Origin of the sequence: Duganella flavida, from assembly GCF_009857445.1 — a bacterium.
GTDB lineage: Bacteria > Pseudomonadota > Gammaproteobacteria > Burkholderiales > Burkholderiaceae_D > Rugamonas > Rugamonas flavida.
Genome location: NZ_WWCN01000003.1, coordinates 213,398 through 239,987, shown reverse-complemented (window position 1 = coordinate 239,987; position 26,590 = coordinate 213,398). Strand labels below are relative to the sequence as shown.

Below are 26,590 nucleotides of genomic sequence, written 5' to 3'. Positions count from 1 at the left end.
GCCCTGTCGTCGACTATGACAGGACCCGCCATGCGGCGCAGGCAATTCGTCACCGGTATCACCATTTCCGTTTTGGCTGGCAGCCGGGCTTGGGCCGACGAACCACGCCACATCGTTATGGCCAGCCTGGTCGGCAATGGCGATGGTTTCGCCGCGCGCTGGCTCAAACTGATCTACAGCGACGCATTCAAGCAGCTGGGCATTGAGCTGGAAATTCGTGCCTATCCGGCCGCTCGCGCCGCCGCTGAATCCGCCGCCGACAACGTGGACGGCGAACTGGCCCGCAGCTTTGAGTACGAGGACACCCATCCCAACCTGATCCGCGTGTCTGAACCTACCTTCTACGCCAACACCATAGCCTACGCCACCCGTAGCGACATCAAGCTGGAGCCTGGCTACGAATCCTTGCGCGACACCAGCTATCGCATCGAGCACCGGCTGGGCTATCCCATCATGACCCGCAAGCTGGCGGCGGTGGTGGCGCCGGCCAATCTCAGCGAAGTGCGCAATGCCGAAACCGGCCTGCGCAAGCTGGTGCTCGGCCGTTCCGACCTGTACGTGGACGTTGAAGACACCGTAACTTCCCTGCTGTCCTGGCCGGAATTCCGCGGCGTCGGCATTCGCCCGGTGGCCGTGATGGATCGCGGCCCGGTACACGCCTACCTGAACCGCCGATACGCCCAGCTGGCGCCACGGTTGGGCGCCATCATCAAAAAGATGCGTGACAGCGGCCAGATCGAACGCTACCGCCAGCAAGCCATGCACCAAAATTGAGCGTTTCCACTGGCACACTTCTTGATACAAGATTAAATGTGCTCAACAGGGAATGTTCGATATGGCTAAATTCTTCAATGAAATGACCGCTGACGGCATGGCGCACACTGCCAGTGCTGAAGTACGTGAACACTACCGCGAGTTCTGCGGCTGGCTGCAGCGCCAGTCGGCAGAAACCATAGAACGCAAGCGCGCCGAAGCGGATTTGACCTTCCGCCGCGTCGGCATTACCTTTGCCGTCTATGGCGACGATGCCGGCACCGAACGGCTGATTCCTTTCGATACCATCCCGCGCATCATCCCGGCGGCCGAATGGAAGCAGTTGCAAACCGGGCTGGTCCAGCGCGTCAAGGCGCTGAACATGTTCATCCACGATATTTATCACGACCAGAACATCATCAAGGCTGGCATCATCCCGGCCGAGCAAATTTACAAGAACGCCCAATACCGGCCCGAGATGCAAGGCATTAACGTGGTGTCGGACATCTATGCCCACATTGCCGGGGTCGACATCGTGCGCGCCGGCCAGGGCGAATTCTACGTACTGGAAGATAACCTGCGCGTGCCGTCCGGCGTCTCCTACATGCTGGAAGACCGCAAAATGATGATGCGGCTGTTCCCGGAACTGTTCGCCCGCAACAAGATCGCCCCGGTCGACCACTACCCGGACATGCTGCTCGATAACCTGCGCTCAGTGGCACCGATGGGCATCAACGATCCTACCGTGGTGGTCATGACACCGGGCATGTACAACTCGGCCTACTTCGAGCACGCCTTCCTGGCCCAGCAAATGGGCGTGGAGCTGGTCGAGGGCAAGGATTTGTTCGTCAGCGATAACACCGTCTTCATGCGCACCACGCGCGGCCCGAAACGGGTGGACGTGATTTACCGCCGTCTCGATGATGATTTCCTCGACCCGCTGGCCTTCCGTCCGGATTCCTCGCTCGGCGTGCCGGGGCTGCTATCGGTCTACCGCGCCGGCCGTGTCACGCTGGCCAACGCCATCGGCACCGGTGTGGCGGACGATAAATCCATCTACCCCTATGTGCCGGACATGATCAAGTTTTATTTGTCGGAAGAGCCGGTGCTGAACAACGTGCCGACCTACCAGTGCCGCAAAAAAGAGGATCTGGCTTACACGCTGGCCAACCTGCCCGAGCTGGTGGTCAAGGAAGTGCACGGCGCGGGAGGCTACGGCATGCTGGTCGGGCCGGCCTCGACCAAGGCGCAGATCGAAGACTTCCGCCAGCGCTTGCTGGCCAAGCCGGACGGCTACATCGCCCAGCCGACGCTGGCCCTGTCGGCCTGCCCGACCTACGTGGAAAATGGCATCGCGCCGCGCCACATCGACTTGCGGCCATTCGTCCTGTCCGGCAAAACCATCTCGATGGTGCCGGGCGGCCTGACCCGCGTGGCGCTGCAGCAAGGCTCGCTGGTGGTGAACTCGTCGCAAGGCGGCGGCACCAAGGACACCTGGATTCTGGAGAAATAAATCATGCTGAGCCGAACCGCTGACCACTTATTCTGGATGGCCCGCTACACCGAGCGCGCCGAAAATACCGCCCGCATGCTGGATGTGAACGTGCAAACCTCGATGCTGCCGCAATCCGAGGAGGAGCAGGCGCAGGGTTGGCGCGCCCTGCTCGGCATCTCCGAGCTGCAGTACGCCTTCAATCAGAAGTACAACTCGCTGGAAGGCCGCGAGGTCATCGATTTTATGGTGCGCGATCCCGGCAACTCTTCTTCCATCGTGGCCTGCCTGACGGCGGCCCGTGAAAACGCCCGCGCCGTGCGCGGCACGCTGACCACGGAAGTGTGGGAAATCCAGAACCAGACCTGGCTGGACATGCAGCGCCGCATCAACTCCGACCTGCTGGAAACCGACCCCAGCAAGTTCTTCGAATGGGTTAAGTACCGCTCGCACCTGTCGCGCGGCGTCACGCAGGGCACCATGCTGCGCGACGAGGCCGTACACTTCATCCGCCTCGGCACCTTTTTGGAGCGGGCCGACAACACGGCGCGGATTATCGACGTCAAATACCACGGCGGCGCCACCGAGAGCGGCGAGAACATGAGCCAGCGCGACTTTTACTATTGGGGCGCGATGCTGCGTTCGGTGTCCGGCTTTGAAATCTACCGCAAGGTCTACCGCGACGTCATCACCCCGGCCCGCATCGCCGAGCTGCTCATGCTGCGCGGCGATATGCCGCGATCTCTGCTAGCCTGCATGGATGAAGTGGTTCAGAATCTCCACGAGGTGCGCAACGACGTTTCCGCCGATACCGAACGTTTCGCCGGCCGCCTGCGCGCAGAACTCCAGTTCGGCAAGATCGACGACATCCTGGCGGAAGGCCTGCATGACACGCTGACCCGCTTCCTGGCCGACATCTACGAACTGGGCAACCGCGTCAGCCGCGATTTCCTGGTCCCGTTGGCGGCGTAAGCGAAAGGTGAATCTATGCATCTGACCATACGGCATGAAACGCGCTACACCTACACTTTGCCGCTGGCCTACACGATACAGCAGCTGCACCTGACGCCGCGCGTGGAGCCGCAGCAGCACGTGCTGTCCTGGCAGCTGTCCACGCCCGGCCACGTACACGCCTACACGGATGCGTACGGCAACCAGTCGCACATGATGACCATGGATTTGCCGCACCAGACGCTGTCCATCGTCGCCAGCGGCGCGGTCGAGACTACCGCGCCCGACCGTGGCCGGGTGCCCAACGGCGATACCCTGTCGCCGCTGATTTTTACGGTGCCGACCCGCCTGACCGGCGTTACGCCCGGCATCCTTGAACTGGCGGCCTCTTGCCTGCCGGACGGCCAGGCCATGACGCGCGACTTGATGTGTTTGGCAGAGCACATCTTTGGTGCGGTTCGGTATCAAAGCGGTGCGACCGCCGTCGATACCACGGCCAGTGCGGCGCTGGCGCTGGGCGAAGGCGTGTGCCAGGACCATGCGCACCTGTTTCTGGCCTGCTGCCACGCCCATGGCATCCCGGCGCGTTATGTGTCCGGCTACATCGATCCGGAAAACAGCGACCATGCGGCCAGCCATGCCTGGGTCGATGCCTGGGTGGAAGACAAGGATTACAGCGGCTGGATCAGCATCGACGTCACCCATGCGCGCCTGATGACCGACGCCTACTGCCGCATCGCCATCGGCCGCGACTACGACAGCGCCGCCCCGGTGCGCGGCGTGCGGCGCGGCGGCGGTACCGAGTCGCTGAGTGTGGATGTGCTGATTGTTCCGCAGTAAAATACGATACTTTCAATCAAGAACTCGAGACGATGACTTACTGTGTGGGCATGCGCCTGAATGCCGGGCTGGTGTTTTTATCCGATTCGCGGACCAATGCGGGTGTCGATCAGGTCGGCACCTTCCGCAAGCTGAGCGTGTTCGAAATCCCCGGCGACCGCATGATGGTCATGATGACGGCCGGGAACCTGTCAATTTCGCAGTCGATCCGGCAGATGGTGTCTGAACTGAAAACCGACGCCGGCCACAGCATCTGGAACGCACCGAATATGTACGAAGCAGCCCGCATCCTGGGCGAGGCCGTGCGCCAGGTGCATCAGCGCGACGCGGAGGCGCTGTCCTCGTTCGGCATCGAATTCAACGTCAGCATCATCTTCGGTGGCCAGATTAAGGGCGAGCGCTGCCGCTTGTTCCAGATCTACTCGGCCGGCAATTTCATCGAATCGCACGACGAGAACACCTATTTCCAGATCGGCGAAGCCAAGTATGGCAAGCCCATCATCGACCGCGTGGTCAGCCCAGCCACCTCGCTCGACGATGCCGCCAAATGCGCGCTGATTTCGATGGATTCCACCCTGCGCTCCAACGTTTCCGTCGGCTTGCCGCTGGATATGCTGGTCTATGAAGCCGACAAACTGGCAGTTACCCACTTCGTCACCATTGACGAGCGCAACGAGTACTTCCAGATGATCCGCAGCACCTGGGGCCACCAGTTGAAGAGCGTATTCGAAGGCCTCGATGCACCGGTGTGGAACGCCGCGCCCGAAACAGCAGGCAACGTGTTGCATTCGGCCAACACTAGCAGCAAGCCAGTCCGGGTGGCGCCGCCGGGCAGTGTTGCTGTACCGAAGGTAACGCGCGCACCGTTGCAAACCCTGTCACAACAATTTTACGACGGGCAACAGTAATCTCGCTGTGTCCGGGACAGCGTATGATAGGATAAAAGCAACCTGTCCCGGAGCAACACATGAGTGACACCAGTCCATCCTCGGCCGAAGAAAGCATTTTCTCAGTCGACACCCTGTTGAAATACATGGGGAATGACGCCAAAGCCCTGGCGATCGTCTCCAAGATCGTGCGCGATGCCTGCGCGCCGCGCATGGCGCCGTTTGAGCAGGCCGCCACCGCCCTGCGCGAGCAGCGCCTGCAGGAAGCCGGCAAAATCTTCCACAGTTTGCGTGGTTCGATCGGCACCTTGGGCGCCCGGCGGCTGGTGCAGTCCTCCCTCGAGCTGGAAAAAGCGATTGTCGAGCAACATATCGACGCCATCCCCGCACTGTTCACCGCACTCGAGTCCGAATATCAACTGGTATTGCGCGACGCCGACGCCTGGCTGCAACGCAACGCTCCGCAGGGCGTCTGAGCTCTTCCCCATCATTCACGAATTGTGAACCCGCATCTTTGCTGCATTGCACAGCAGTAGCCTGTGCAACTGTGGCTTTTCAACCATTAACGAATGGTTACAATTGTTACCCGCACGCGTGAACTCTGAACGGGAAGCGTAAAATCTTCATGCTAATATCGCTTTTACTGATGTTCAGCAGGTTTTAACCGCCACGTTATTGCGTATTCGACAATTTGCCGAGGCGCAAGTATAATGGTGCGATGCACAGAGGCCTGTCTGGGCTGGGTAGTAATGCTTTCAACTAGGGTTTTAAATTTATGGAATTATTCAACAAGTCTGGTGTATTGGTATCGTCGGTGCTGGTGCTGGTTGGCGCCCTGATTGCCTGCCAGGCTCAAGAAGATGCTATTCCCTCCCCGACTGTGATTGAAGCTGCTGCCATGCAAATCGGCCCTACCGGCCAACCCGCCGCCGAACGCCGTCTGCAAGAATGGGCCGAGCAAGGTTCGCCGGTCGCCCAGCGCGAACTGGCCTTGCGTTACCTGTCCAACCCGGCCAAGCGCCGCGAAGCGATGGAGCTGTTTGAACGCGCCGCCAACGCTGGCGACGCCCAAGCCGCAGTCGGACTGGTCGGCATGGCGCACGAAAGCAGTGCCCGCCGCGTGATCAAGGAAGCCGCCACCGCCAACTACGTGGCGCACTAACAGCAGACCATGGACCGGCTGCGTGCACTGGAAGTGTTCGTGGAAGTCGTCAAACGTGACGGCTTCGCCCGCGCTGCCGAAGCGCTGGATACCTCACCGGCAAATGTCACCCGCTACATCAGCGATCTCGAAGCCCACCTGCAAACCCGGCTGCTGAACCGCAGCTCGCGCAAAATGTCGCTGACTTCCAGCGGCGAAGCCCTGTTTGAGCGCGCCAAATCGATTCTTGACGATGTGGCCGAGGCTGAAGCCATTGTCTCATCCGCCACCATGCAGCCGCACGGCGTACTGCGCATCAATGCCCCGCTCAGCTTTGGCGTGTTGCACCTGGCGCCGCTGTGGGCCAAATTCATGCGTCTGTATCCCGAGGTGCAGCTGGACGTGGCGCTGATTGACCGCGTGGTCGACATCGTCGAGGAAGGCTATGACATGGCGGTGCGCATCTCGCGCGCCGGTTCCACCTCGAATGTGGCGCGCAAGCTGGCCAGTTCGCGCAACGTGCTGTGCGCCTCGCCCGATTACATCCAGCAACACGGCATGCCGCGCACGCCAACCGACTTGCTGCAACATGCCTGCATCGGCTACAGCTACGCCGCTACCGCCGACGAATGGCATATGCTGGACGCCAGCGGCGCCGCCCATGCGGTCAAAGTTCGCTGCGTAATGCACACCAATAACGGCGACACCGCGCGCGCGGCCGCCTTGGGCGGGTTGGGCGTTATCTGGCAGCCGACCTTCCTGGTGGGCGCCGACCTGCGCGCCGGCCGCTTGCAGCGCGTGCTGCCCGACTATCATATGCCGGACATGGACGTGCTGGCCGTCTACCCTAGCCGTCGCCACCTGAGCGCCAAGGTACGGGTGATGATCGATTTCCTGGTGCAGGAATTGGCCGGCACGCCGTGGGATAACGACGAATAAAGTTCCCGGTTTACTTTTGAGGCAGATCATCGCCAAGATGCTGCTCATACCACCGCAAAGCCTGCCTGAGGCCGCGCCGCAGATCGTGCGTAGGCGCGTAGCCGAGCAGTTGTACCGCTTTGGAAATATCGGCCTGCGAATGACGTACATCGCCGGGACGGAATGGCCCATAGGTGGGGCGGTGGTCGTGCAGATGCGGATGGCGCTCCGCCAGCAGTTCCAGCAACAGTAAATACAGCTCGTTGAGGCTGGTGCGGGTGTTCAGCGCCACGTTATAGACCTGGTTGATGGCGGCACGGCGGCAGCTCAGCGCGGCCAACAAGTTTGCCTGCACTATGTTCGCGACAAAACAGAAGTCGCGGCTGCTTTCGCCATCGCCGTGGATGACGACTTGGCGCCCTTCGAGCATGGCCGCCACCCATTGCGGAATCACAGCCGCGTGCGCGTCGCTCGCATCCTGCCGCGGCCCGAACACATTGAAATAGCGCAGGCCGATACACTCCAGCCCGTAGCAGCGCGCGTACACGCCTGCGTACAGTTCGTCCACGTACTTGCTCAAGGCATATGGCGACAACGCCAGGCCGATGTGCTGCTCCTGCTTGGGCAGCGCCGGATGGTCGCCATAGCTGGCGGCGGATGCGGCGTACACCACGCGCCGCACCCCGGCCAGGCGCGCTGCTTCCAGCAGGTTCAGATAGCCTGAAACATTGATGTCGTGGCACAGCAAGGGCTCGGCCAGCGAGCGCGCGGCAGGGCCCAGCGCCGCTTGGTGCAGCACGTAATCGGCACGATCGCAGGCGCTGCGGCACGCCTGCAAGTCGCGAATGTCGCCTTCGATCAGCGAAAAGTCGCGCCACGCGTCGGCGCCGACCTGCTCTCGTACCTGGTCCAGGTTATGCCGATGGCCGGTGAGGAAATTATCGATGCCGACCACTTGCTGCCCCAGTTCCAGCAGCGTTTGCAAGAGGTTGGAACCGATGAAGCCGGCCGCGCCGCTAATCACCCAGCGAAATTGCTCATGCTGTAGCTGCTCGCGCGCCAGTTGGTAGACGCTGGTGGCCGGTGTGCCGTTTTCGTAGTCGCTCATGTTGAGAATGTGTTGAATACTCGTGTCAGCCGATTCTACGAGCGCCTTTTGCAGCGCCGTTTGCGGCTGATCAACGAGTGCCGCGCTGATCGTTCCTACTCTAGGGTTTTTAGGGAGATCGCCATGCCGTCGCTGCGTTTTTTGTTGCTATTGCTACTGGCTGGCTGCAGCCGCCACCAGGACCAGAACGATTTGATGTCCCAAGCCAAGACCTACGCCGCGCGCGGCGAAGCCAAGGCCGCCATCATCCAGCTAAAAAATGTGTTGCAGCAAACGCCGTCGCACGGGCAAGCGCGGCTGATGCTGGGCCAGCTGTATCTGGACATCGCCGACGTGCAGTCAGCCGACAAGGAACTGCGCCGCGCGCTCGACCTGAAAATGCCTGCTGGCGAGGTATTGCCGCTGCTGGGCAAGGCGCTGCTGCTGGAGGGCCAATACCAGAAGCTGCTGGACGATATTCCAGCCGACGAGCAGCAAGCGCAGTGGATGGCGCTGCGCGGCCACGCGCTGCTGGGTTTGAACCGTATCGATGAAGGCCGCGCCGTGTTCGCGCAAATCGCGCTGCGCCACCCCGGCAGCGCACCGGCCCTGCTGGGGCAGGCACGCGTCGCCCTGCTCGACGACAAAAAAGACCAAGCGCTGGCCCTGGTCCGCCAGGCGCTCGCGCAGCAAGCTGAGAATGCCGACGCCCTACGTATGCAAGGCGACATACTGCGCCTGCTTGGCAAGAACGATGAAGCGCTGGCGGCCTACCAGCAGGTGCTCAAGTTACATCCGGCACAGGTGCAGGCGCATGTTGACCTGGCGAATCTCTATATCCAGTCAGGCAAGCTGGACGAGGCACGCAAGGAGCTGTCCATCGGCCGCCAGGCGGCAGCCAACAACCTGCTCCTGATCTACACGCAAGCGCTGCTGGAGTTCAAAGAAAACAAGATCCTCGCGGCGCAAGACCATCTGGCGCTGGTGTTGCGGACAGCGCCGGAACACCTTCCCAGCAATCTGCTGATGGGGGCGATCCTGCGCAGCAAAGGTGCGTACGCCCAGGCCGAGCAGCATTTGCAAAAATTCTTGGAAGCCAATCCCGGCCATCCCTACGCCAGCAAGCTGCTGGCCTCGACGCTCATGAGTACCGGCGCCGTCGACCAGGCATTGGCCGTGGTGGAGCCGCTGTTTGCCAGCCAGCAGCAGGATCCGGAAATGATGGCGCTGGCCGGCGAGCTTTACCTGCGCCAGCGGCAGTACGGCAAATCAGCTGAATATTTCGAGCGGGCCAGCAAGCTGTCGCCGCAAGCGCCAATGTTGCGCGCGGCGCTGGCGATGAGCCACTTGGGTGCGGGCGACAACGACCGCGCAGTCGCCGAGCTGGAGCAAGCGGCCACCATCGACGCCAAATCCTCGCGTGTCGGGACGCTGCTGGTGCTGAGCCACTTACGCAACCGTCAGTACGACAAGGCGCTGGCGGTGGCCGAGCGTATGGTGGCCCAGTATCCCGACAATCCCATGATGCACAACCTCAAGGGCGGCGTATTGCTAGTGCAGCGCGATCGCCCAGCTGCGCGCGCCGCTTTTGAGCGCGCCATCAAGCTCGATCCCCTCTTCCTGCCCGCACTCGACAATCTGACCAGCATGGACATCCAGGACAAAAAACCGGAACAAGCTCGCCAACGCCTAGAAGCTGCACTAGCCAAAGACAAGAACAACGCCGACCTCATGACCGCACTGGCCAGCCTGGCCGCCAGCCAGGGACAGGTGGCGGCAACGCGCAACTGGCTAGAACGTGCATCGCAGGCACGACCGGATGCGCTGGAGCCGGCGATGCGGCTGGCGCATTTCTATGCCCGCGGCAACGAGGTGGCGAAAGCGCTGTCGCTGGCCGAGCAGTTACAGGCATCGCATCCCTCCGACACGCAGGTGGTGGCGCTGCTCGCATCCTTGCAGGCGCGTGGCGGCCAAACGGACAGCGCGCTGGATAACTGGGTCAAGCTGGCCGCGCTGCAGCCCGATTCGCCCGATGTTCAGTTGCGGCTGGCCGCCGCCCGCGCAGCTGCCAACGATAAGGATGGCGCGGCGCGCGCGATGAACAAGGCAATCGCGCTGTATCAGAAAGCCTACGAATTGCGTCCGTCCTCGGCTACCATACAGGCACTGTACGGCGCGCTGACCCAGGCCGGCAATGCGGCCGAAGCGCGCACGCGGATGCAACAGTGGCTGGCCGGACATGCCAATGACCATGTGTCGCGTCTTTACTATGCCAGCAGTTTGCTGACGTTGAAGGAGTATGCTGGCAGCAAAGCCCAGTTTGAAGAAGTGCTGCGGCAAGTGCCAGGCCATTTCATCGCGCTGAATAATCTGGCATGGCTTTATCAGCAAACGCATGATCCGCGCGCCCTGCCGTATGCCGAGCAAGCCTACCGGCAAGCGCCGGATAATCCCGCCATCACGGACGCGCTGGGTTGGCTGCTGCTGGAGCAAGGCAAGCTGGAGCGCGCCCTGCTTTTGCTCAAGCAAGCCAGCGAAAAAGCGCCCAAAAGCCATGAGATCCGCTATCACTACGGCGTTGCGCTGTATAAGTCCGGGGACAAGCGCGGCGCGCGCTCGCAACTGGAGCCCTTGCTCGCTTTGAAGGACTTCGATCGGCACGACGCCATCACCAGCATGCTGGCGCAGTAGCGGTGATGCAGATGTCTTGGGCACGCCTGCTGGCGCTGATCTTCTTCGCCGGTTTTGCCTTGGCCGCGAGCATGTATCCAATGGCCGGCACCTGGCTGCTCCCCATTCTTGCCACCTATGCAGCCTGGCTGTGCTGGCGTCCGGCGCTGTGGCTGGTGTCCTTGCTTGCGCTGCTACCGGTACTGGACTTTACGCCCCACACCGGCTGGTTCTTTCTGGAAGAAATAGACTTGCTGTTGCTGCTGACCGCCGGGCTGGCCTACTGGCACCTGCCGCCCAACAGCGACGAATTGCCGCGTTGGCCGCCGCTGTTTCGCCTCGGACTGGTACTGATGGGCCTTGCCGTGGCCATCGGCATGTGGCGCGGCTTGCAGCCGCTCGGGCCGGTGGACGCCAACACCTTCAACAACTACCTCAGCTCGGCCAATGCGCTGCGCGTCGGTAAGGCATGGGTGTGGACCGTGGTGCTGCTGCCGCCGCTACGCAGAAGCAGCATCGCTCCACGCGAGCAACTGGTGGCGGGCATGATGCTCGGACTGCTGCTGGTCAGCACGGCCGCCATCAACGAACGGATGCAATTTACTGGCTTGCTAAATTTTTCCACTGACTATCGCATCAGCGCACCGTTTTCCGCCATGCATACCGGTGGCGCGGCGCTGGACGGCTATCTGGCGCTCAGCATTCCGCTGCTCGCGACTTGGCTGTTGGCCCGCAACGCCACCTGGCGCAATGCCGCTGCGCTGGCGCTGTTGCCGTTGGCGTGGTATGTCGCGCTCGCCACCTTCTCACGTGGACTCTATCTCGCGCTGGCCGCCGCCCTGCTTGTCCTTGCTGCGCCCATGCTGATGGACCGCTTGCACGGCGGTGCGCCGCGTGCTGGATGGATAGGGTTGGCAGGTGCGGTGCTGGCCGTGGTCGTGCTGGACCTGGCTTTTCGTTTTGGCGGCTATCGCGCCTACCTGCCGGTCCTGATGGCGTTGCTCCTGCTGGCCGCAGCACACTATCGCCACCATCTTTCGCCTACGCTGGCCAGTCTGCTCCTGCTGGGCACCGTTGTGCCGATCTGCCATGGCTACTACGTCAACGTGCGGTTTGCCAGCATTGGCAACGATTGGGCTACACGGCTGCACCACTGGAAAAACACGCTAGCCATGATGGATGCCGATGCAAACCTGCTCGGCATGGGGATTGGAAAATTCCCTGCCACCTATTATTGGTACTATCCGCAACGCGAACTGCCGCCCAGCTATCAATTTATCGATCAGGGCAGCAACCGGCACTTGCGCCTGAGCGCGGGACAGTACGCGGCAGGCTACGGCGAATTGCTACGCATGCTGCAAAGCATTCAGCTACGGCCGCACCAGCAGTACGCGCTGGGTGTCGATGTCTGGAATGGCGGCCCGCCAGCCTTCCTGCATATCAATGTGTGCCAGCGCCAGCTACTGTATCCACAAAACTGTCTGGCCGTTCCTTTGCGCCAGATTCCGCATGGCAGCGCCTGGCAGCACTACCTCTACACCATCGACTCCGGCGTGCTGGGCGGCGACCAGCTGCCTGTCAAATTGGAAATTGCTGCCGAAGGCCAGTTGGCCGTACTCGACATCGACAATCTCAGCCTGCGCACCGTCCCCGACGGTCACGAACTGCTGCGCAACGGCAGCTTTTCCGAGGCAAATACAAGCTGGTTCTTTAGCAGCGATCGCAATCACCTGCCCTGGCACGTCAAGAACCTGGTGCTGAACCTGTACTTTGAGATGGGCTGGGCCGGACTGTGCGCCTACGGCCTGCTGCTATTCAGCGCCGTGGCGGTGCTGCTGCGGCGCGGCGACAGCGCCATGCTGGCCGCCTTGCTGGCATTCCAGCTCGTTGGGCTGTTCGACAGCCTGCTGGACGTACCGCGCATCACCTTGTTATCCATGCTGCTGTTATCGACGGCGGCGCTGCCAAGCAAAGGATCATTATGAAGCTGCTGCTTTGCCTGTTGCTATTGCTACCGGCTGCCCGCACCGGTGCCGAGGAGCTGGTGCAAACGATAGACGAGATCAAACCGTCCGTGGTCGGCATCGGCAGCCTGCAACAAACGCGCGGACCGGCAATCGGCTTTGTCGGCACCGGCTTCGTCATCGGCGATGGCCTGACCGTGGTCACCGCCGCCCACGTCGTGAACGACCTTATCAATAACGGCCAAAGCGCTACGCTTGGCGTGCTGATCCGCAACGGCGAAGGCGCACAATTCCGTTCCGCTACTGTCGTCGCGCTGGACAAAGAGCACGATCTGGCCCGCCTGCGCATCAAAGGTGCGGCACTGCCTGCGCTGAAGCTGGGCGATTCCGGTAAGGTCCGCGAAGGCAAGGCGCTGGCCTTCATGGGATTCCCGCTCGGCATGGTGCTGGGCCTGCACCACGTCACGCATCGCTGCATCGTCTCCGCCATAACGCCGCTCGCCACGCCGGCCATCACCGCGCATCAGCTGGACGGCAAGACAGCGCGCCAGCTACAGCAGCCTGGCTATTCCGTGTTCCAGTTGGATGGCACGGCGTATCCGGGCAGCAGCGGCAGCCCCTTGTTCGATCCCGCCACCGGTGAAGTGGTCGGCGTGGTCAACATGGTGTTCGTCAAGGGCGTGAAGGAATCGGCGATCACCGCGCCCAGCGGCATTACCTACGCCATTCCGGCCAACTACCTCAAAGCTTCCCCAGCATCAGGCGGCCCGTGATACCGGGCTCATCCCAGGTGGGGAAGAAATACGGATAAAACGAACGTTCGTTGCCGTGCTGCTCCATCAAGCCACCAAACTTGCGTATCTGCGCGCCCATGTATTCAAGGTCCAGCCGCAGCAGCACCGCTGGTGCACCGACGCGCGTGCATAGCCGCTCGCCGCCAAAGTCGCGAAAGCCCAGCATGCGCTTGTAAAACATGACGTGGCGTGGATTGACCTCAATCACATAATCCGTGTAGCCGTGGATGTTGTGCGCGTAAATGTAGGAGATGTGAATTAAGGCCGCGAACACGCGCTTGGACACGCCCTTGTCGATCGCCAGCCGCGATGGTTCGCACAGGCGCCGGCGTTCGCTGCGCAGTTCATCCAGCTTGTCGCGGAAATTTTCGTCGGCCGGCAGGCCGATTTCGTCGTTGTCCAGACACAAGGACATGGTGCCGACGGTTTCGCCGCCGGTTTCGGCAAACAGCGTGATTTTGTTCGGCGTATGCGTCACGCCCGGATCGACGGCGTAGCCGCGCCAGCCGTACATCTTCTTCAGCAGCAGGCTGGCTGCTTCGCGTCGGCCTTGCGAGTTGGCCATGCGGATATGAAAAGTTTGTTGATCCAAGGGGTGATCCAATGCGGCTTCGGCTTGACCTTCGCCGACCATGAGGTCACGTAATTCATTGCGGACCTCAAACGAAACAATAGCGTCGTCATGTTGCACGATGGGCTTCCTGGGTGGTGGTTCATAGCCTTGAGACCTGCCGCTCAGCTTGAAAGTTCCCGAAAAATTCAAAAAAAAATTTTCGCACAGGCTAGAACCAGCCTTCCGGTATCACCAGGATATCGCCCGGTAGTACCGCCACATTGGCGGAAATATCGCCGTCGCGCAGCAAATCCTGCAGCCTGACCGGCACCGTTTGCCGCTTACCATCCACCATGCGGATGATATTGGCCTTGTTGCCAGCCGCAAAGTCGGTAATCCCACCCACCGCGATCAGCACATCCATCAGCGACATGCCCTGCCGGTAGGCCAGCGCCTGCGGCCGCGCCGCCTGCCCGATCACGCGGATCTGCTGGCTGTACGGCCCGACGAAACTGGTAACGATGACGGTCACCATCGGCTGCTGGATGTATTTGCTGAGCGCCTTTTCGATATTACGCGCCAGCTCGGTGGAGGTTTTGCCCGCCGCCTGCAAATCCTCCACCAGCGGTGTAGTGATCTTGCCGTCGGGCCGCACCGGCACGCTGAGCGACACCTCCGGATTGCGCCAGACATTGATGTTGACCACATCGCCGGCGCCGATCTGGTAGTCGCCTTGCAGCGGCACGGCATCCGGCGTCTCCAGCGAAACGCGGTGGGCGCAGCCGGCCAGCAACAACAAACACAGTAGAGCACGCATGATATTTCCTCCTCATCGACATGATTCAGAAATCTCGCCCGCCTCTGCTTGATCTGCCTCAACGACTGCCCAGTTGAGAAAAATATAATCGGAGTTTCTGTGGCCTGCGTTGGGAGTACCGAATATGGAGGAGTTAATCAGCCAGCTGATATCCAGCCTGAAAGGGATCTGGAAGTACCGCTGGTACGCCATATCGGTGGCCTGGCTGGTGGCGGGCGCGGGCTGGATCAAGGTTGCGCTGCTGCCGGACGACTACCAGGCCTCCGCGCGCGTGTTTGTCGACACCCAAAGCATCCTCAAACCCCTGCTGGCGGGCATGACCAGCGTGCCGAATATCGAACAACAGGTTTCCATCATGAGCCGCACTTTACTGAGCCGTCCCAATGTCGAGCGCGTGCTGCGCATGATCGACCAGGACATCAACGCCCGCACGCCGCGCGAGCAACAGCAGCAGCTGGAAGAGTTGATGGGCAAGATCCGCATTAACGGCACCGGCAACCTCGACATCTACACCATCAGCTACAACAACCGCGATCCGCGCATGGTGCGCGACGTGGTGCAGTCGCTGCTGACGATTTTTGTCGAGGGCGGACTCAAGGGGCGAAGCGGCGAAACGCGCAAGGCGGTGCAATTTATCGACGAGCAAATCAAGTCCTACGAGGACAAGCTGAGCGCCGCCGAAAACAGCGTCAAGGAATTCAAGCTGAAAAACAACGGCTTGCTGCCGCGCCAGGGCATCGATTACGGAGGCCAGCTGATGCAGTCTTCGGACGCCCTCAGCGCTGCCCGGCTGGAATTGGCGGAAGCTGAGCAGGCCCGCAAAGCCATCGCCAACCAGATCAGCGGAGACGAGCCCCTGCTTGGCGCCGACATGAATCCGGCCGCCATCGACAATCCGGAGCTGGACGCGCGCATCTCGGTACTAAATAAGAGCCTCGATGCGCTGCGCATGCAATACACCGAGCTGCACCCAGACATCATCGCCGCCAAACGGCTGGTGGCGCAGCTGGAAGCGCGCAAAGTCGAGGAAAGCAAGCTCAAGCAGAGCAACGATCCCGGCAAGAATTACAGCCCGATGCTGCAACAACTAAAAGTGGCGCAGACCGAAGCCGAGGTGCGCGTGGCATCCATCACCGCCCGGGTGGAGGAATTCACGCTGCGCCACCAGCGCCTGCTGGCGCAGGCGAATGCCGTGCCGGAAGCGGAAACCGAGCTGGCCCAACTCAACCGCGATTAACTCGGTTGCAAAGAATCGACCCTGATCTGGCAAGCCTCGCGCTCGAAAAACGTGGCGGCATCCGTCACCGGCACGCCGCCCAGCGCGCACTCCAGCAGCTGGCGCACCGGGAACGCGCCATTGCGCCGGTCGCCCACTGTTACCACGATTTCGTCGGCCGCGTAACGCCGGGCCAGCGCAAGCAGCGGCAGGTCTGGCGGCAGCAGCATGGCCGGCGGCACCGCGCGCAATTCGCCAGCCACCGGCACAAAGCCGACCACCCGGAATGGATGAAAACTGACGCTGCTCGTCGCCAGCGCCATGCACTCGCGCGCCATCGCACCATCGCCGACGATAATCAGCCGCTGTTCCAGCATGCTCGATTGGGCCGACGTGAACACCACCATCCGCGCCAGCAGCACCGCACCGCCGCCCAGCAGGAACACCATGCTCCCCAGCCGCATATCCGGCAGCAGCCCGGCCAGCAGCTGCATCAGGCAAAAGCCCAAGATAAACGACGGCATGATACGCAGCAGTGTACTTTTAATATTTTCGCGCGACTGGTCATGCGCGTACATGCCCAAGGTGCCCATACTGAACACCATCACCAGCGCAAACGCCAGCGCAGGCCAGAGCGGCGCGCTGGCCACGGCTGCAGCCAGCAGGATAGCTATCTCCAGCAATAACAACATCAGCGCTATTCTGGACACATAGTGTTGAAAGATGCGGATCACGATAGACTCCCTCGACGGAGCTCTCATGATGAGGAACACCGCACGCAGCCGTCTTGAGGCCCCGCAATCCGCAACGTCAAAAGGGCTATTTGTGCCATTTGTGACGCAAGTATGACAAATGGTCTATAGTCATGCTTCTTTAGTGCATTTCCAAACGCGTAATCATGAAATTTGATGTTGCCATCGTCGGCAGCGGATTGGCCGGCCTGTCGGTCGCCCTGCATCTGGCCGAGACCCGTACCGTAGCGATTGTTTCCAAACGTGCCCTTAAGGACGGCGCCAGCAACTGGGCCCAAGGCGGCATTGCCGCCGTGCTGGATTCCGGCGACAGTCACTCCGAGCACATTAACGACACCCTCATCGCCGGCGGCGGACTGTGTGACGAAAGCGCCACCCGCTACATCGTGGAACACGGCCGCGAAGCGATCGAATGGCTGATTGACCAGGGCGTACCGTTCACCCGCGACGAATCGGCGGAACTGGGCTTTCACCTGACGCGCGAAGGCGGCCATAGCCAGCGCCGCATCATCCACGCGGCCGACGCCACCGGCAACGCGGTGCAAACCACGCTGGAAGAAAAAGTTCGCGCCCATCCGAACATCACCCTGTTCGAACACCACTGCGCGGTTGACCTGATTACGTCCGACAAACTGCACCCGGCTAAAAAAGGCAACGCACAGCCGAAGTGCTACGGCCTGTACGTGCAGGACGAGCAAACCGGCCAGGTGCACACTTTTGCAGCAGAACACACCGTGATGTGTACCGGTGGGGCTGGCAAAGTGTACCTGTACACCACCAATCCAGACACCGCCAGCGGCGACGGCATTGCCATGGCATGGCGCGCCGGCTGCCGCGTGTCGAACATGGAATTCATCCAGTTCCATCCGACCTGCCTGTATCACCCGTACGCCAAGTCCTTCCTGATCACGGAGGCGATCCGCGGCGAAGGCGGCTTGCTCAAGCTGCCGCCGGAAGCCGGCGCCGCCGCCGGCCAGCGCTTCATGCTGGCCCACGACGAACGCGCCGAACTGGCGCCACGCGACGTGGTGGCGCGCGCCATCGACTTTGAAATCAAGAAGCGCGGCCTGGATTACGTCCATCTGGACATCAGCCACAAGCCGGCCGATTGGCTGATCGAACACTTCCCGACCATCTATGCGCGCTGCTTGGAGTTGGGCATCGACATCACCAAAGAACCGATCCCGATTGTGCCGGCAGCCCACTACACCTGCGGCGGCATCGTCACCGACCTGCATGGCCGCACCGACTTGCCTGGCCTGTACGCCGTCGGCGAAACCGCCTGCACCGGTCTGCACGGCGCCAATCGCCTGGCCAGTAACTCGCTGCTGGAATGCGTGGTCATCGGCCGCGCCTGCGCCACCGATATCGCCGCCAAGGAAAAAGGCGAAGTGCCCTACCTGCCGGATTGGGATGAAAGCCGCGTCGGCGATGCCGATGAAGAAGTGGTTATCTCCCACAACTGGGATGAACTGCGCCGCTTCATGTGGAACTACGTCGGCATCGTGCGCACCACCAAGCGCCTGGAGCGCGCCCAGCACCGCATTTCGCTGCTGAAGGAAGAAATCGACGAGTACTACCAGAACTTCCGCGTCACCCATGACCTGCTGGAGCTACGCAACCTGGTGGAAGTCGCGAGCCTGATCGTCAACAGCGCCCTGCTACGCCGTGAAAGCCGCGGCCTGCACTTCAGCCGCGATTATCCAGAGACGCTGGCCAAAGCCCTGCCCACCATCCTCACGCCGCCACGACGAACATAATGATCTCCGTCCGCCACGCCACGCAAGCCGACATCCCCGCCATGGAAGCGCTGATTGCGCGTTCCGGCATTGAATTGAGCGAAGGTTTCTACACCAGCGAACAAGCGCAAGCCGTAACGCGCCACGTGTTCGGCGTGGATACCCAGCTAGTGGCGGATCAGACGTATTTTGTCGTTGAAAAGGATGGACAGTTGGCAGCGTGCGGCGGCTGGAGCAAACGCAGCACCCTGTTCGGCGCCGACCGCACCAAGCAAGGCGCCGATCCGCTGCTGGATCCAGCGCGCGAGCCGGCCCGCATCCGCGCCTTCTTTGTCGATCCATCGGCGGCGCGCCAAGGGCTGGGCCGTTTGCTGCTGCAGCACTGCACAGACGCGGCGGCAGCCGGCGGCTTCCACACGCTTGAACTGGCCGCGACCATGCCCGGCGTCCCACTCTACACCGCCTGCGGATTCGAAGTACTGGAGAGATTTGAACTCGCGCTGCCGGGACCAGTGCAAGTGCCACTGGCCCGGATGCGCAAGGTGATCAGCCGATAATGCGCATCGAGTAGTCAGTCGCGCGGATATCTTTGGTCAGGCTGCCGATCGAGATGCGGTCCACGCCGGTTTCGGCGATGGCGCGTACGGTATCGAAATTGATGCCGCCCGAGGCTTCCAGCAGTGCGCGGCCGGCGTTGATGGTCACCGCTTCGCGCATCATGCCGGTATCGAAGTTATCCAGCAGGATGGAGACGGCGCCCGCATCCAGTGCTTCCTTCAACTCGTCCAGCGATTCCACTTCCACCTGAATCGAAACGCCCTTGTTCAGCGCCTTGGCCGCCAGCACCGCGTTGGTGATGCCGCCAGCCGCCGCGATGTGGTTCTCTTTGATCAGGATGCCGTCATACAGCGCCAGGCGCTGGTTCTGGCCGCCGCCCACACGCACCGCGTACTTCTGCGCCAGGCGCATGCCCGGCAGGGTTTTGCGGGTATCCAGGATGGCGGCGCGGGTGCCGGCAATCACGTCCACGTATTTGCGGGTGGCCGTCGCCACGCCGGACAGCAGTTGCAGGAAGTTCAGTGCAGCGCGTTCCGCCGTCAGTAGCGCGCGCGCCGGACCGGTGATCATGCAGACCACACTGTCGGCCTTCATCATGTCGCCTTCCGCGTACTTCCAGTCGATCTCGATCCCGGCCTGCATGCAGTTCATGATGCCTTCGAACCAGGAGGCGCCGCACAGCACTGCGTCTTCGCGCACGATCACGCGCGCTTGCGCGCGGCCGCCTTCCGGCACCAGCAAGCCAGTGAGGTCGCCGCTGCCCACGTCTTCCAGCAATGCGGACAGCAGGTTAGCCTCAAAGGCCGATTTCAACGCGTCGTCAAACGGCGCGAACTTGTTCAGCAAAGTGCTCATGCAGGGCCGATTCCCGAAAACAGTTGTGCTTCTTTTGCCAGGTCCGGACCCGGTTGTACCTTGGCTTTCTTGGCTGCCGCGAAGTCCAGCATGCGGGTGATCGACGTCACCGCCTGCTTGCCGATTTCCGCATCGACGAAGATTTCATTCGCGCTGCTGTTGTCCATATTTTCCAGCACGTCGGCCAGGTTTTGCAGGCCGTTCATCGCCATCCACGGGCAGTGCGCGCAGCTCTTGCACGTGGCGCTGTTGCCGGCGGTCGGCGCTTCGATGAAACGCTTGCCCGGCGCAGCGGCACGCATCTTGTGCAAAATGCCGTTGTCGGTGGCGACGATGAAGGTATCGCAGTCCGATTCCACCGCAGCGTTGATAATCTGCGTGGTCGAGCCGACGACATCGGCCAGTTCCACCACATTGGCCGGCGATTCCGGATGCACCAGGATCTTCGCGTTCGGGTACTGGGCCTTCAGCAGTTCCAGTTCCACGCCTTTGAACTCATCGTGCACGAGGCAGGAGCCCTGCCATAGCAGCATGTCTGCGCCGGTTTGCTTTTGAATGTACGAACCGAGATGCTTGTCCGGCGCCCACAAGATCTTCTTGCCCTGCTCGTGCAGGTGCTTGACGATATCGAGGCCGATCGAGGACGTCACCATCCAGTCGGCGCGCGCTTTGACGGCGGCGCTGGTATTGGCGTACACCACCACGGTGCGGTCAGGATGCTGATCGCAGTAGGCGGCAAATTCGTCGGCCGGGCAGCCCAGGTCCAGCGAGCAGGTGGCGTCCAGGTCCGGCATCAGGATGCGTTTTTCCGGGCTCAGGATCTTGGCCGTTTCGCCCATGAAGCGCACGCCCGCCACCACCAGCGTCTTGGCTGGATGATCGCGGCCGAAGCGCGCCATTTCCAGCGAGTCGGAGACGCAGCCGCCGGTTTCCTCGGCCAGGTCTTGCAGATCGGCGTCGACATAGTAGTGCGACACCAGTACCGCTTCTTTTTCCTTCAGCAAGCGCTTGATGCGCTCTTTCAGCGCGATACGTTCTTCAGCGCCCGGCGTGGCTGGCGTGCGTGCCCACGCATGGGCTACGCAGCTCGCGCCGTCTTGTGGATGTTCATACTCGACGGGTTTGATTTCAATGGCTTGCATGATGGCTTAGGCGATACCTTGGCTGGTCAGATACTCTTCGTAGTTACCACGGAAGTCGACGACTTCATTGTCCTTGATCTCGATGATGCGGTTGGCCAGCGACGACACGAATTCACGGTCGTGCGACACGAAGATCAGGGTGCCGGCGTATTTATCCAGCGCGATGTTCAGGGACTCGATCGATTCCATGTCCATGTGATTGGTCGGCTCGTCCAGCAGCAGCACGTTGTGACGGCCCAGCATCAGCTTACCGTACATCATGCGGCCCTTCTCACCACCGGACAGCACGGTGACCGACTTCTTCACTTCGTCGCCGCCGAACAGCAGGCGGCCCAGGATGGAGCGCACGGCCTGATCGTCGTCGCCTTCCTTGGTCCACTTGCCCATCCAGTCGGTCAGGTTGATCTCTTTGCCGAAATCTTCGGTTGGATCTTGCGGCATGTAGCCGACGTTGGCGTTTTCCGCCCACTTGACGGTGCCGTGGTCCGCTTCCAGGCCGGCGATGTCCATGCCGCCGATGGAGCGCAGCATGGTGGTCTTGCCGGCGCCGTTGGCGCCAATGATCGCAATGCGTTCGCCCGCTTCCACCATGATGCTGAAGTTGTTGAACAGCAGACGGTCGTATTTCTTGCTGATGCTGTCCACTTCCACGGCCAGTCGATGCAGCTTCTTCTCGCCTTCGAAGCGCACGAACGGATAGGCACGCGAAGAAGGTTTAATATCCTCGACCTTGATTTTGTCGATCATCTTGGCGCGCGAAGTCGCCTGGCGGGCCTTGGACTTGTTGGCCGAGAAGCGGCGCACGAAGTCTTGCAGTTCGGCGACCTTCTCTTTGGCCTTGGCGTTGTTGGCCAGCTGTTGGTTACGCGCTTGCGTCGACGCCAGCATGTAGTCGTCGTAATTGCCCGGATAGATCTTCAGCGTGCCGTAGTCCATGTCGGCCACGTGGGTGCACACCTGGTTCAGGAAGTGGCGATCGTGGGAAATGATGATCATGGTGGAGTTGCGCTCGTTGAGCACATCTTCCAGCCAGCGGATGGTGTTGATGTCCAGGTTATTGGTCGGTTCGTCGAGCAGCAGGATGTCCGGATTCGAAAACAGTGCCTGCGCCAGCAGCACGCGCAGCTTCCAGCCTGGCGACACGGCGCTCATCGGGCCCTGGTGCAGGTCGATGGAAATGCCGACGCCCAGCAGCAGTTCACCGGCGCGCGATTCGGCGGTGTAGCCGTCGTACTCCGAGACCTTGCCTTCCAGTTCGGCGGCTTTCATGTAATCGTCGTCGGTGGCGTCCGGGTTGGCGTAGATCGCGTCGCGCTCGGCGATAGCGGCCCACATCTCGGTATGGCCCATCATCACCACGTCCAGCACGCGCATCTCTTCGTAGGCAAACTGATCCTGGCGCAGCTTACCGAGGCGCTCGTTCACGTCCAGCATCACGTTGCCTGCGGACGGTTCGAGATCGCCGCCGAGGATCTTCATGAAGGTGGACTTGCCGCAGCCGTTGGCGCCGATCAGGCCATAGCGGTTGCCATCGCCGAACTTGACGGAGATGTTTTCAAACAGCGGCTTGGCGCCGAATTGCATCGTGATATTTGCTGTGCTGAGCATGGTGAACTTGAACTTTGCAGATTAGGTAGTGCGAAAAAGAGTGATTATACAGCAATGCCAAGATGGCTTTTAGAGGCTACTCCAAACCACCTCAGGCCTAGCGGATAGAGTGGGTAATATCACGCGTGTTTGGCTGGTTTCGCCTGGAAATGTCTGTATTTTCGCCTACGTTTTAGGGCGACAGGATTTCCGCTGCACACGGAATATATTTAGGAGGAATCAAATGCAAGAATGGTTTCATTGTGAATTTACCGCTTTCGGGTGGTCGTGGCCGGATTTTTTGTCCGTCTGGCCATATCGTTCTGCACCACAAGCAGCGCCATGCACATACGATCCCAACGAATCTGGGCGAAATAGTCGGCGGAATTCAGGTCGGTACTCATGGGGCCTCGCGATCTGGCGCGGGAATAGAAAAAGCCAGCGCGAGGGATGCCGCTGCCACACACTTGTACAGTGCGTGAGAGGTTATGATGTCGTCGCGCAGGTCGGATGAATTGACGGCGTGAAGGTACCGGTCAACAAAGCCCATATGGTGTGCTCCTTGGTGTGTGGCTGGACGTTAATACATCTATGGAAAAAAGGAAGATCCGAATTTCTCATTGCCACCCCCACTCCAGCGCCATCCACCCTATTCGAGGTTAGCGGCGCAGCGGCATCCTACTGTCCAAAGCCGCCATTCCCACCGCCAGGCCGCGCTTCATCAGCCCCGCCAGAGGTTGCTCCACTATGCGATGCACCAGGTAAGCCAACACGCACATTCCCGCCACGACGCTCCACAGCAACAGATGGCGATTCCATTCTGGATAGCCCAGGTGGAACAGTATGAAGCCGATATTCTGATGCAGCAGATACAGCGGATAGGTGAGCACGCCCGCAAGTAGCCAACGGCGCTGGCCGATCCAGCCAGTGCGACGCAGCGAAATCAGCAACAGCACCACAAAGAATCCGGCAATGATGACGACAACCCCGAACCGGCTCATTCTGGTGGCGTAATGCTGCTCGAATTCCATCAGTGGCACCAGCGCTTGCCAAGTGCCCAATCCCCACGCTAGCAACAGCATCGCCAGCCGCGTCAGCGATGCACCGCGCGACCAAATCAGATAGCAGCAGGCGCCCGCAATAAAAAAGGCCGAATAATTCGTCAGCAAGAACATCGTAACCTTGCCGCTATGGACAAACTGGTTCGCGATGGAAATCCCCAACCACGCCCACAGCCACAACTGCACCTGGTGGACGCGCCCCAGTAGCAGCACGATGGCCACCAGCGCATAGAACTTCAGTTCGATGAACAACGACCAGTAAGCATTGTCGATCGAGGGCACATCGACAAAGCCACTCATCATCGTCAAGTTGACCAGATACTGCTGCCAGCCCGCCTGAAACGGCGGCACCTCGAACAGGCTGATCATGGCAAAGGTCAGTGTGCAGCAAGCCCAGAACGCGGGATACAGGCGCACCACGCGTGAGATCACAAAGCTGCGCAAGCTGCCGCCAGAAGCCGTCATCAGGATTACAAAGCCGCTGATCATGAAAAACAACTCGACCCCGAGATAGCCATACCTGGCATACGGCGCCAGCAGCGGATACGGCATGTTCGACAACCCATCAGCCGCAAAGCCCCGGAACGCATAATGAAACAGCACTACTGAAATCGCGGCAATAAAGCGCAGCAGGTCGATTTCATTGACACGGTCTTTAGTCATAACGGGCGGCAGGCAAAAATGAGCGGAACTAGTTGTAAATTCTAGCATGAACGTGATGGTTAAAATAACAAACTACTCGTGGTGGAGGCTGGATGGCTCCACTCGCAAAGGTTGCCGACACGGGGCCTGAATATCCCCGTAGCAGTTCGAGGCGGCATCTCGTCTGGTTCGATGCCACCTTATAGCTTTGCCGCCCCCGCTGACGCGCGTTAACGGCAGCGCATACGCGCAGCACTCCATTGCGATCGAACTCCGCCACGGCCGCCGCTGCGGCATGCGCGATTTCCGCATTCGACACGGTCCGCAGAAAGTCCATCCGCAGCGGTAAAGCCAGCCGTGCTAGCGCTTGGCATGGATCCTCTGCAGGATCAGCACATCCGCGACCTGCTTTCAGCAGCGGATTTGATGAAGAGCACGCCGAGCGCCTGCGGGGCGAGATACTCATGAAAGAGGCACAGCGCGTTGAGGACAAAGTGGAGCCGTTCGGCGGCGTAGAAATCCGCGCGATTTTAGCTACTTGCAAGCCAGAAGACCGCAACATGTTGCTCTTTGCTTTTGTGGCTGGCATGCGCCCGAGCGAATACATCGCCCTGAAATGGAGTTCGGTAGACGGGATCAACACACGGTACTCGTTGAGCGGTCAAATGTGGATCGAGCGGGTAGAGACCAAAACCGAAGCAGGCCGCCGCCATATCATCTGCGGAACGGAACTCTTCAAGCTCTATTGGGCCCGCGTCAATACACCAGGATTGGAGACGGAGCCGTTTTCCGCCATCCGGACTCGAATGCGCCTTGGCCTAATGCCATACCTTTGCTTCGACATTCCTTTCAGCTGGACTGAATGGCTTGTATATCGCGAAACAAATGGGCCATCGTGACACAACAATGGTCACGCGAACTTATGGAAAGTGGATCGAGCAAGAGAATCTTACAGCAATCACGCAAGCTGACGTTTAACCCATACAAAACAATTACTTAGGCATGTAAAGCAATGAATTACCTGAATAAATGCGACCAATCCGAGGCTAGCGCTAACATCAATCAAGTGATTTTTAGTGACTTTTTATCATGTGGCGAACTCATCACAACTAGATTAATTTTTATTATCTTTAGAACATTTTAGTTGTAATCATTAAAAGAGGGGTAGAAAATGAAAGTTCGTTAAGGGGTTAACGAGGATGATTCAAGATTCACAGGGTTTCAACTAATAAGAGGGGAAAAAAGTGAAGAATACTCTACGCAGTGCAGTACTGTCGGCGGTCATGTTACTAGGTGCCCAGTCGGCAATGGCGGACGTTACGGTGTCCGGTGACTATTTGGAATTCGGCGTGGGCAATAACGGCTCGCTGATCGACTTCGGTACGTTTACAGGCATCAAGTTCGACCCTACCGGTATGGGCAATTTTGTCTCCAGCCCCGATTTCATCACGCCGGGTACACCATTTTCCTACTACTCGATCGGCGTGAACGGCAGCTATGACACAGCGGGCGGCTATAGCCCAGGCTATAACCCATTCACCTCGACGACCGGCAGCTTCACCGGCGCTGGCACCACTTACGTGATCACCTCGAACGGCAATTACGCTGGCCTGAAAATTTCCCAGGTCATCTCGTTCGACTTGAATTCCAATATCATCCACACCAATGTGGTGCTGACCAACGCTTCCGGCGGCACACTGAAAAATGTGGTGTACGGCACCGGCCTGGATCCTGACCAGGACGCTACCTGCTGCACCTACTCCACCATGAACACGATCAACGGCCAGGGGGTCGGCGCCTCGGTGTCGGCCATGGGCGCCTACACCGGCCTGACTATCACCATGAGCAACACCAGCGGCTGGGTCGACACCACGGCCTCCGTCAACAACTGGCAGACCGATCCTTACTTCCTGACTGCCGGCGTGACCAATGTCGGCGATGGCGACAATGCCATTGCGCTGGGCTACAAGTTTGGCGACATGAAGAGTCATCAGCAAATTTCGATCGGCTACGACTACACCATCACCGCCGCTGCCGTGCCTGAACCAGAAACCTATGGCATGTTGCTGGCCGGCCTGGGCATTGTGGGCTTCCTCGCCCGCCGCCGCAAACAAGCTTAACTGCCGTTCTGGCTATCAAGCCCGCCTCCGCAAGGAGGCGGGCTTTTTTTT

Annotated in this window: 25 protein-coding genes; 16 read left to right on the top strand and 9 right to left on the bottom strand. The window is 60.3% G+C overall.

The window, feature by feature from the left end; all coding sequences use genetic code 11:
• Positions 1 to 30 precede the first annotated feature (30 nt).
• The 8 genes from GTP46_RS05625 (at position 31) to GTP46_RS05590 (ending at position 7,003) form a co-directional block, all read left to right on the top strand.
• Positions 31 to 774, top strand: a complete 744-nt coding sequence (locus GTP46_RS05625) for a transporter substrate-binding domain-containing protein (protein ID WP_161005638.1) — start codon at positions 31 to 33, stop codon at positions 772 to 774.
• A gap of 61 nt (positions 775 to 835) precedes the next feature.
• Complete coding sequence (locus tag GTP46_RS05620) at positions 836 to 2,266, top strand: circularly permuted type 2 ATP-grasp protein (protein ID WP_161005637.1); 1,431 nt, start codon at positions 836 to 838, stop codon at positions 2,264 to 2,266.
• Between the two features lie 3 nt (positions 2,267 to 2,269).
• The gene (locus GTP46_RS05615; protein ID WP_161005636.1) at positions 2,270 to 3,217 is read left to right on the top strand and encodes an alpha-E domain-containing protein; all 948 of its coding nucleotides are present in this window, start codon (positions 2,270 to 2,272) and stop codon (positions 3,215 to 3,217) included.
• 15 nt (positions 3,218 to 3,232) lie between these two features.
• Positions 3,233 to 4,036, top strand: a complete 804-nt coding sequence (locus tag GTP46_RS05610; protein ID WP_161005635.1) for a transglutaminase family protein — start codon at positions 3,233 to 3,235, stop codon at positions 4,034 to 4,036.
• A gap of 32 nt (positions 4,037 to 4,068) precedes the next feature.
• Complete coding sequence (locus GTP46_RS05605; RefSeq protein WP_161005634.1) at positions 4,069 to 4,944, top strand: proteasome-type protease; 876 nt, start codon at positions 4,069 to 4,071, stop codon at positions 4,942 to 4,944.
• A 59-nt stretch (positions 4,945 to 5,003) separates the two neighbouring features.
• Positions 5,004 to 5,399: an Hpt domain-containing protein gene (locus GTP46_RS05600; protein WP_161005633.1), complete on the top strand. Its 396-nt coding sequence runs from the start codon at positions 5,004 to 5,006 to the stop codon at positions 5,397 to 5,399.
• 299 nt (positions 5,400 to 5,698) lie between these two features.
• Positions 5,699 to 6,085 (top strand): hypothetical protein, encoded by a 387-nt coding sequence (locus GTP46_RS05595; RefSeq protein WP_161005632.1) that lies wholly within the window; start codon positions 5,699 to 5,701, stop codon positions 6,083 to 6,085.
• Between the two features lie 9 nt (positions 6,086 to 6,094).
• On the top strand, positions 6,095 to 7,003 hold the full coding sequence (locus GTP46_RS05590) for a LysR family transcriptional regulator (RefSeq protein WP_161005631.1): 909 nt from the start codon (positions 6,095 to 6,097) through the stop codon (positions 7,001 to 7,003).
• 10 nt (positions 7,004 to 7,013) lie between these two features.
• Here the strand turns inward: GTP46_RS05590 and GTP46_RS05585 are convergent, their stop codons facing one another.
• Positions 7,014 to 8,090 carry an SDR family oxidoreductase gene (locus tag GTP46_RS05585; protein WP_161005630.1) on the bottom strand — a complete coding sequence of 359 codons (1,077 nt, stop codon included), beginning with the start codon at positions 8,088 to 8,090 and terminating at the stop codon, positions 7,014 to 7,016.
• A gap of 123 nt (positions 8,091 to 8,213) precedes the next feature.
• Here GTP46_RS05585 and prsT point away from each other — a divergent pair, with 123 nt between their 5' ends.
• The 3 genes from prsT to GTP46_RS05570 are packed head-to-tail and all read left to right on the top strand — an operon-like array spanning position 8,214 to position 13,476.
• Complete coding sequence (prsT, locus tag GTP46_RS05580; protein ID WP_161005629.1) at positions 8,214 to 10,760, top strand: XrtA/PEP-CTERM system TPR-repeat protein PrsT; 2,547 nt, start codon at positions 8,214 to 8,216, stop codon at positions 10,758 to 10,760.
• 5 nt (positions 10,761 to 10,765) lie between these two features.
• Complete coding sequence (locus tag GTP46_RS05575) at positions 10,766 to 12,724, top strand: hypothetical protein (protein WP_161005628.1); 1,959 nt, start codon at positions 10,766 to 10,768, stop codon at positions 12,722 to 12,724.
• Positions 12,721 to 13,476, top strand: coding sequence for a S1 family peptidase (locus tag GTP46_RS05570; RefSeq protein ID WP_161005627.1), 756 nt, complete (start codon positions 12,721 to 12,723; stop codon positions 13,474 to 13,476). Before GTP46_RS05575 ends, GTP46_RS05570 begins: the two co-directional genes overlap by 4 nt.
• Here GTP46_RS05570 and GTP46_RS05565 read toward each other — a convergent pair.
• Together GTP46_RS05565 and GTP46_RS05560 are read right to left on the bottom strand one after the other, a co-directional pair.
• Positions 13,445 to 14,089, bottom strand: a complete 645-nt coding sequence (locus GTP46_RS05565; RefSeq protein ID WP_229258811.1) for an N-acyl amino acid synthase FeeM domain-containing protein — start codon at positions 14,087 to 14,089, stop codon at positions 13,445 to 13,447. The two genes, GTP46_RS05570 and GTP46_RS05565, sit on opposite strands and share 32 nt — an antisense overlap.
• A gap of 190 nt (positions 14,090 to 14,279) precedes the next feature.
• Positions 14,280 to 14,867, bottom strand: a complete 588-nt coding sequence (locus tag GTP46_RS05560; RefSeq protein WP_161005625.1) for an XrtA/PEP-CTERM system exopolysaccharide export protein — start codon at positions 14,865 to 14,867, stop codon at positions 14,280 to 14,282.
• Positions 14,868 to 14,991: 124 nt separating this feature from the next.
• On the opposite strand from GTP46_RS05560, the gene GTP46_RS05555 reads away from it, so the two are divergent.
• Positions 14,992 to 16,104 (top strand): XrtA system polysaccharide chain length determinant, encoded by a 1,113-nt coding sequence (locus tag GTP46_RS05555; RefSeq protein ID WP_229258810.1) that lies wholly within the window; start codon positions 14,992 to 14,994, stop codon positions 16,102 to 16,104.
• Here the strand turns inward: GTP46_RS05555 and GTP46_RS05550 are convergent.
• A complete protein-coding gene (locus GTP46_RS05550; RefSeq protein ID WP_202414156.1) occupies positions 16,101 to 16,775 on the bottom strand; it encodes a hypothetical protein in 675 nt (224 codons plus the stop codon). The two genes, GTP46_RS05555 and GTP46_RS05550, sit on opposite strands and share 4 nt — an antisense overlap.
• Positions 16,776 to 16,981: 206 nt before the next feature.
• Between GTP46_RS05550 and nadB the strand changes: the two genes are divergently transcribed.
• Positions 16,982 to 18,595 carry an L-aspartate oxidase gene (nadB, locus tag GTP46_RS05545; protein ID WP_161005624.1) on the top strand — a complete coding sequence of 538 codons (1,614 nt, stop codon included), beginning with the start codon at positions 16,982 to 16,984 and terminating at the stop codon, positions 18,593 to 18,595.
• On the top strand, positions 18,595 to 19,131 hold the full coding sequence (locus GTP46_RS05540) for a GNAT family N-acetyltransferase (protein ID WP_161005623.1): 537 nt from the start codon (positions 18,595 to 18,597) through the stop codon (positions 19,129 to 19,131). The genes nadB and GTP46_RS05540 overlap by 1 nt, the downstream gene beginning before the upstream one ends.
• Here GTP46_RS05540 and nadC read toward each other — a convergent pair.
• The 5 genes from nadC to GTP46_RS05520 form a co-directional block, all read right to left on the bottom strand.
• Positions 19,121 to 19,987 carry a carboxylating nicotinate-nucleotide diphosphorylase gene (gene nadC / locus GTP46_RS05535; protein WP_161005622.1) on the bottom strand — a complete coding sequence of 289 codons (867 nt, stop codon included), beginning with the start codon at positions 19,985 to 19,987 and terminating at the stop codon, positions 19,121 to 19,123. The genes GTP46_RS05540 and nadC overlap by 11 nt on opposite strands.
• On the bottom strand, positions 19,984 to 21,129 hold the full coding sequence (gene nadA / locus GTP46_RS05530) for a quinolinate synthase NadA (RefSeq protein ID WP_161005621.1): 1,146 nt from the start codon (positions 21,127 to 21,129) through the stop codon (positions 19,984 to 19,986). Before nadA ends, nadC begins: the two co-directional genes overlap by 4 nt.
• Positions 21,130 to 21,135: 6 nt before the next feature.
• The gene (locus tag GTP46_RS05525; RefSeq protein ID WP_161005620.1) at positions 21,136 to 22,737 is read right to left on the bottom strand and encodes an ABC-F family ATPase; all 1,602 of its coding nucleotides are present in this window, start codon (positions 22,735 to 22,737) and stop codon (positions 21,136 to 21,138) included.
• A 248-nt stretch (positions 22,738 to 22,985) separates the two neighbouring features.
• Entirely contained in the window at positions 22,986 to 23,120 is a 135-nt protein-coding gene (locus GTP46_RS30060; protein ID WP_267877402.1) for a hypothetical protein, read from the bottom strand.
• Between the two features lie 255 nt (positions 23,121 to 23,375).
• A complete protein-coding gene (locus tag GTP46_RS05520) occupies positions 23,376 to 24,440 on the bottom strand; it encodes an acyltransferase family protein (protein ID WP_161005619.1) in 1,065 nt (354 codons plus the stop codon).
• Between the two features lie 443 nt (positions 24,441 to 24,883).
• Between GTP46_RS05520 and GTP46_RS05515 the strand changes: the two genes are divergently transcribed.
• Positions 24,884 to 25,318, top strand: a complete 435-nt coding sequence (locus GTP46_RS05515; RefSeq protein ID WP_161005618.1) for a site-specific integrase — start codon at positions 24,884 to 24,886, stop codon at positions 25,316 to 25,318.
• 345 nt (positions 25,319 to 25,663) lie between these two features.
• Positions 25,664 to 26,539 (top strand): FxDxF family PEP-CTERM protein, encoded by an 876-nt coding sequence (locus GTP46_RS29675; protein WP_371869569.1) that lies wholly within the window; start codon positions 25,664 to 25,666, stop codon positions 26,537 to 26,539.
• Positions 26,540 to 26,590 lie beyond the last annotated feature (51 nt).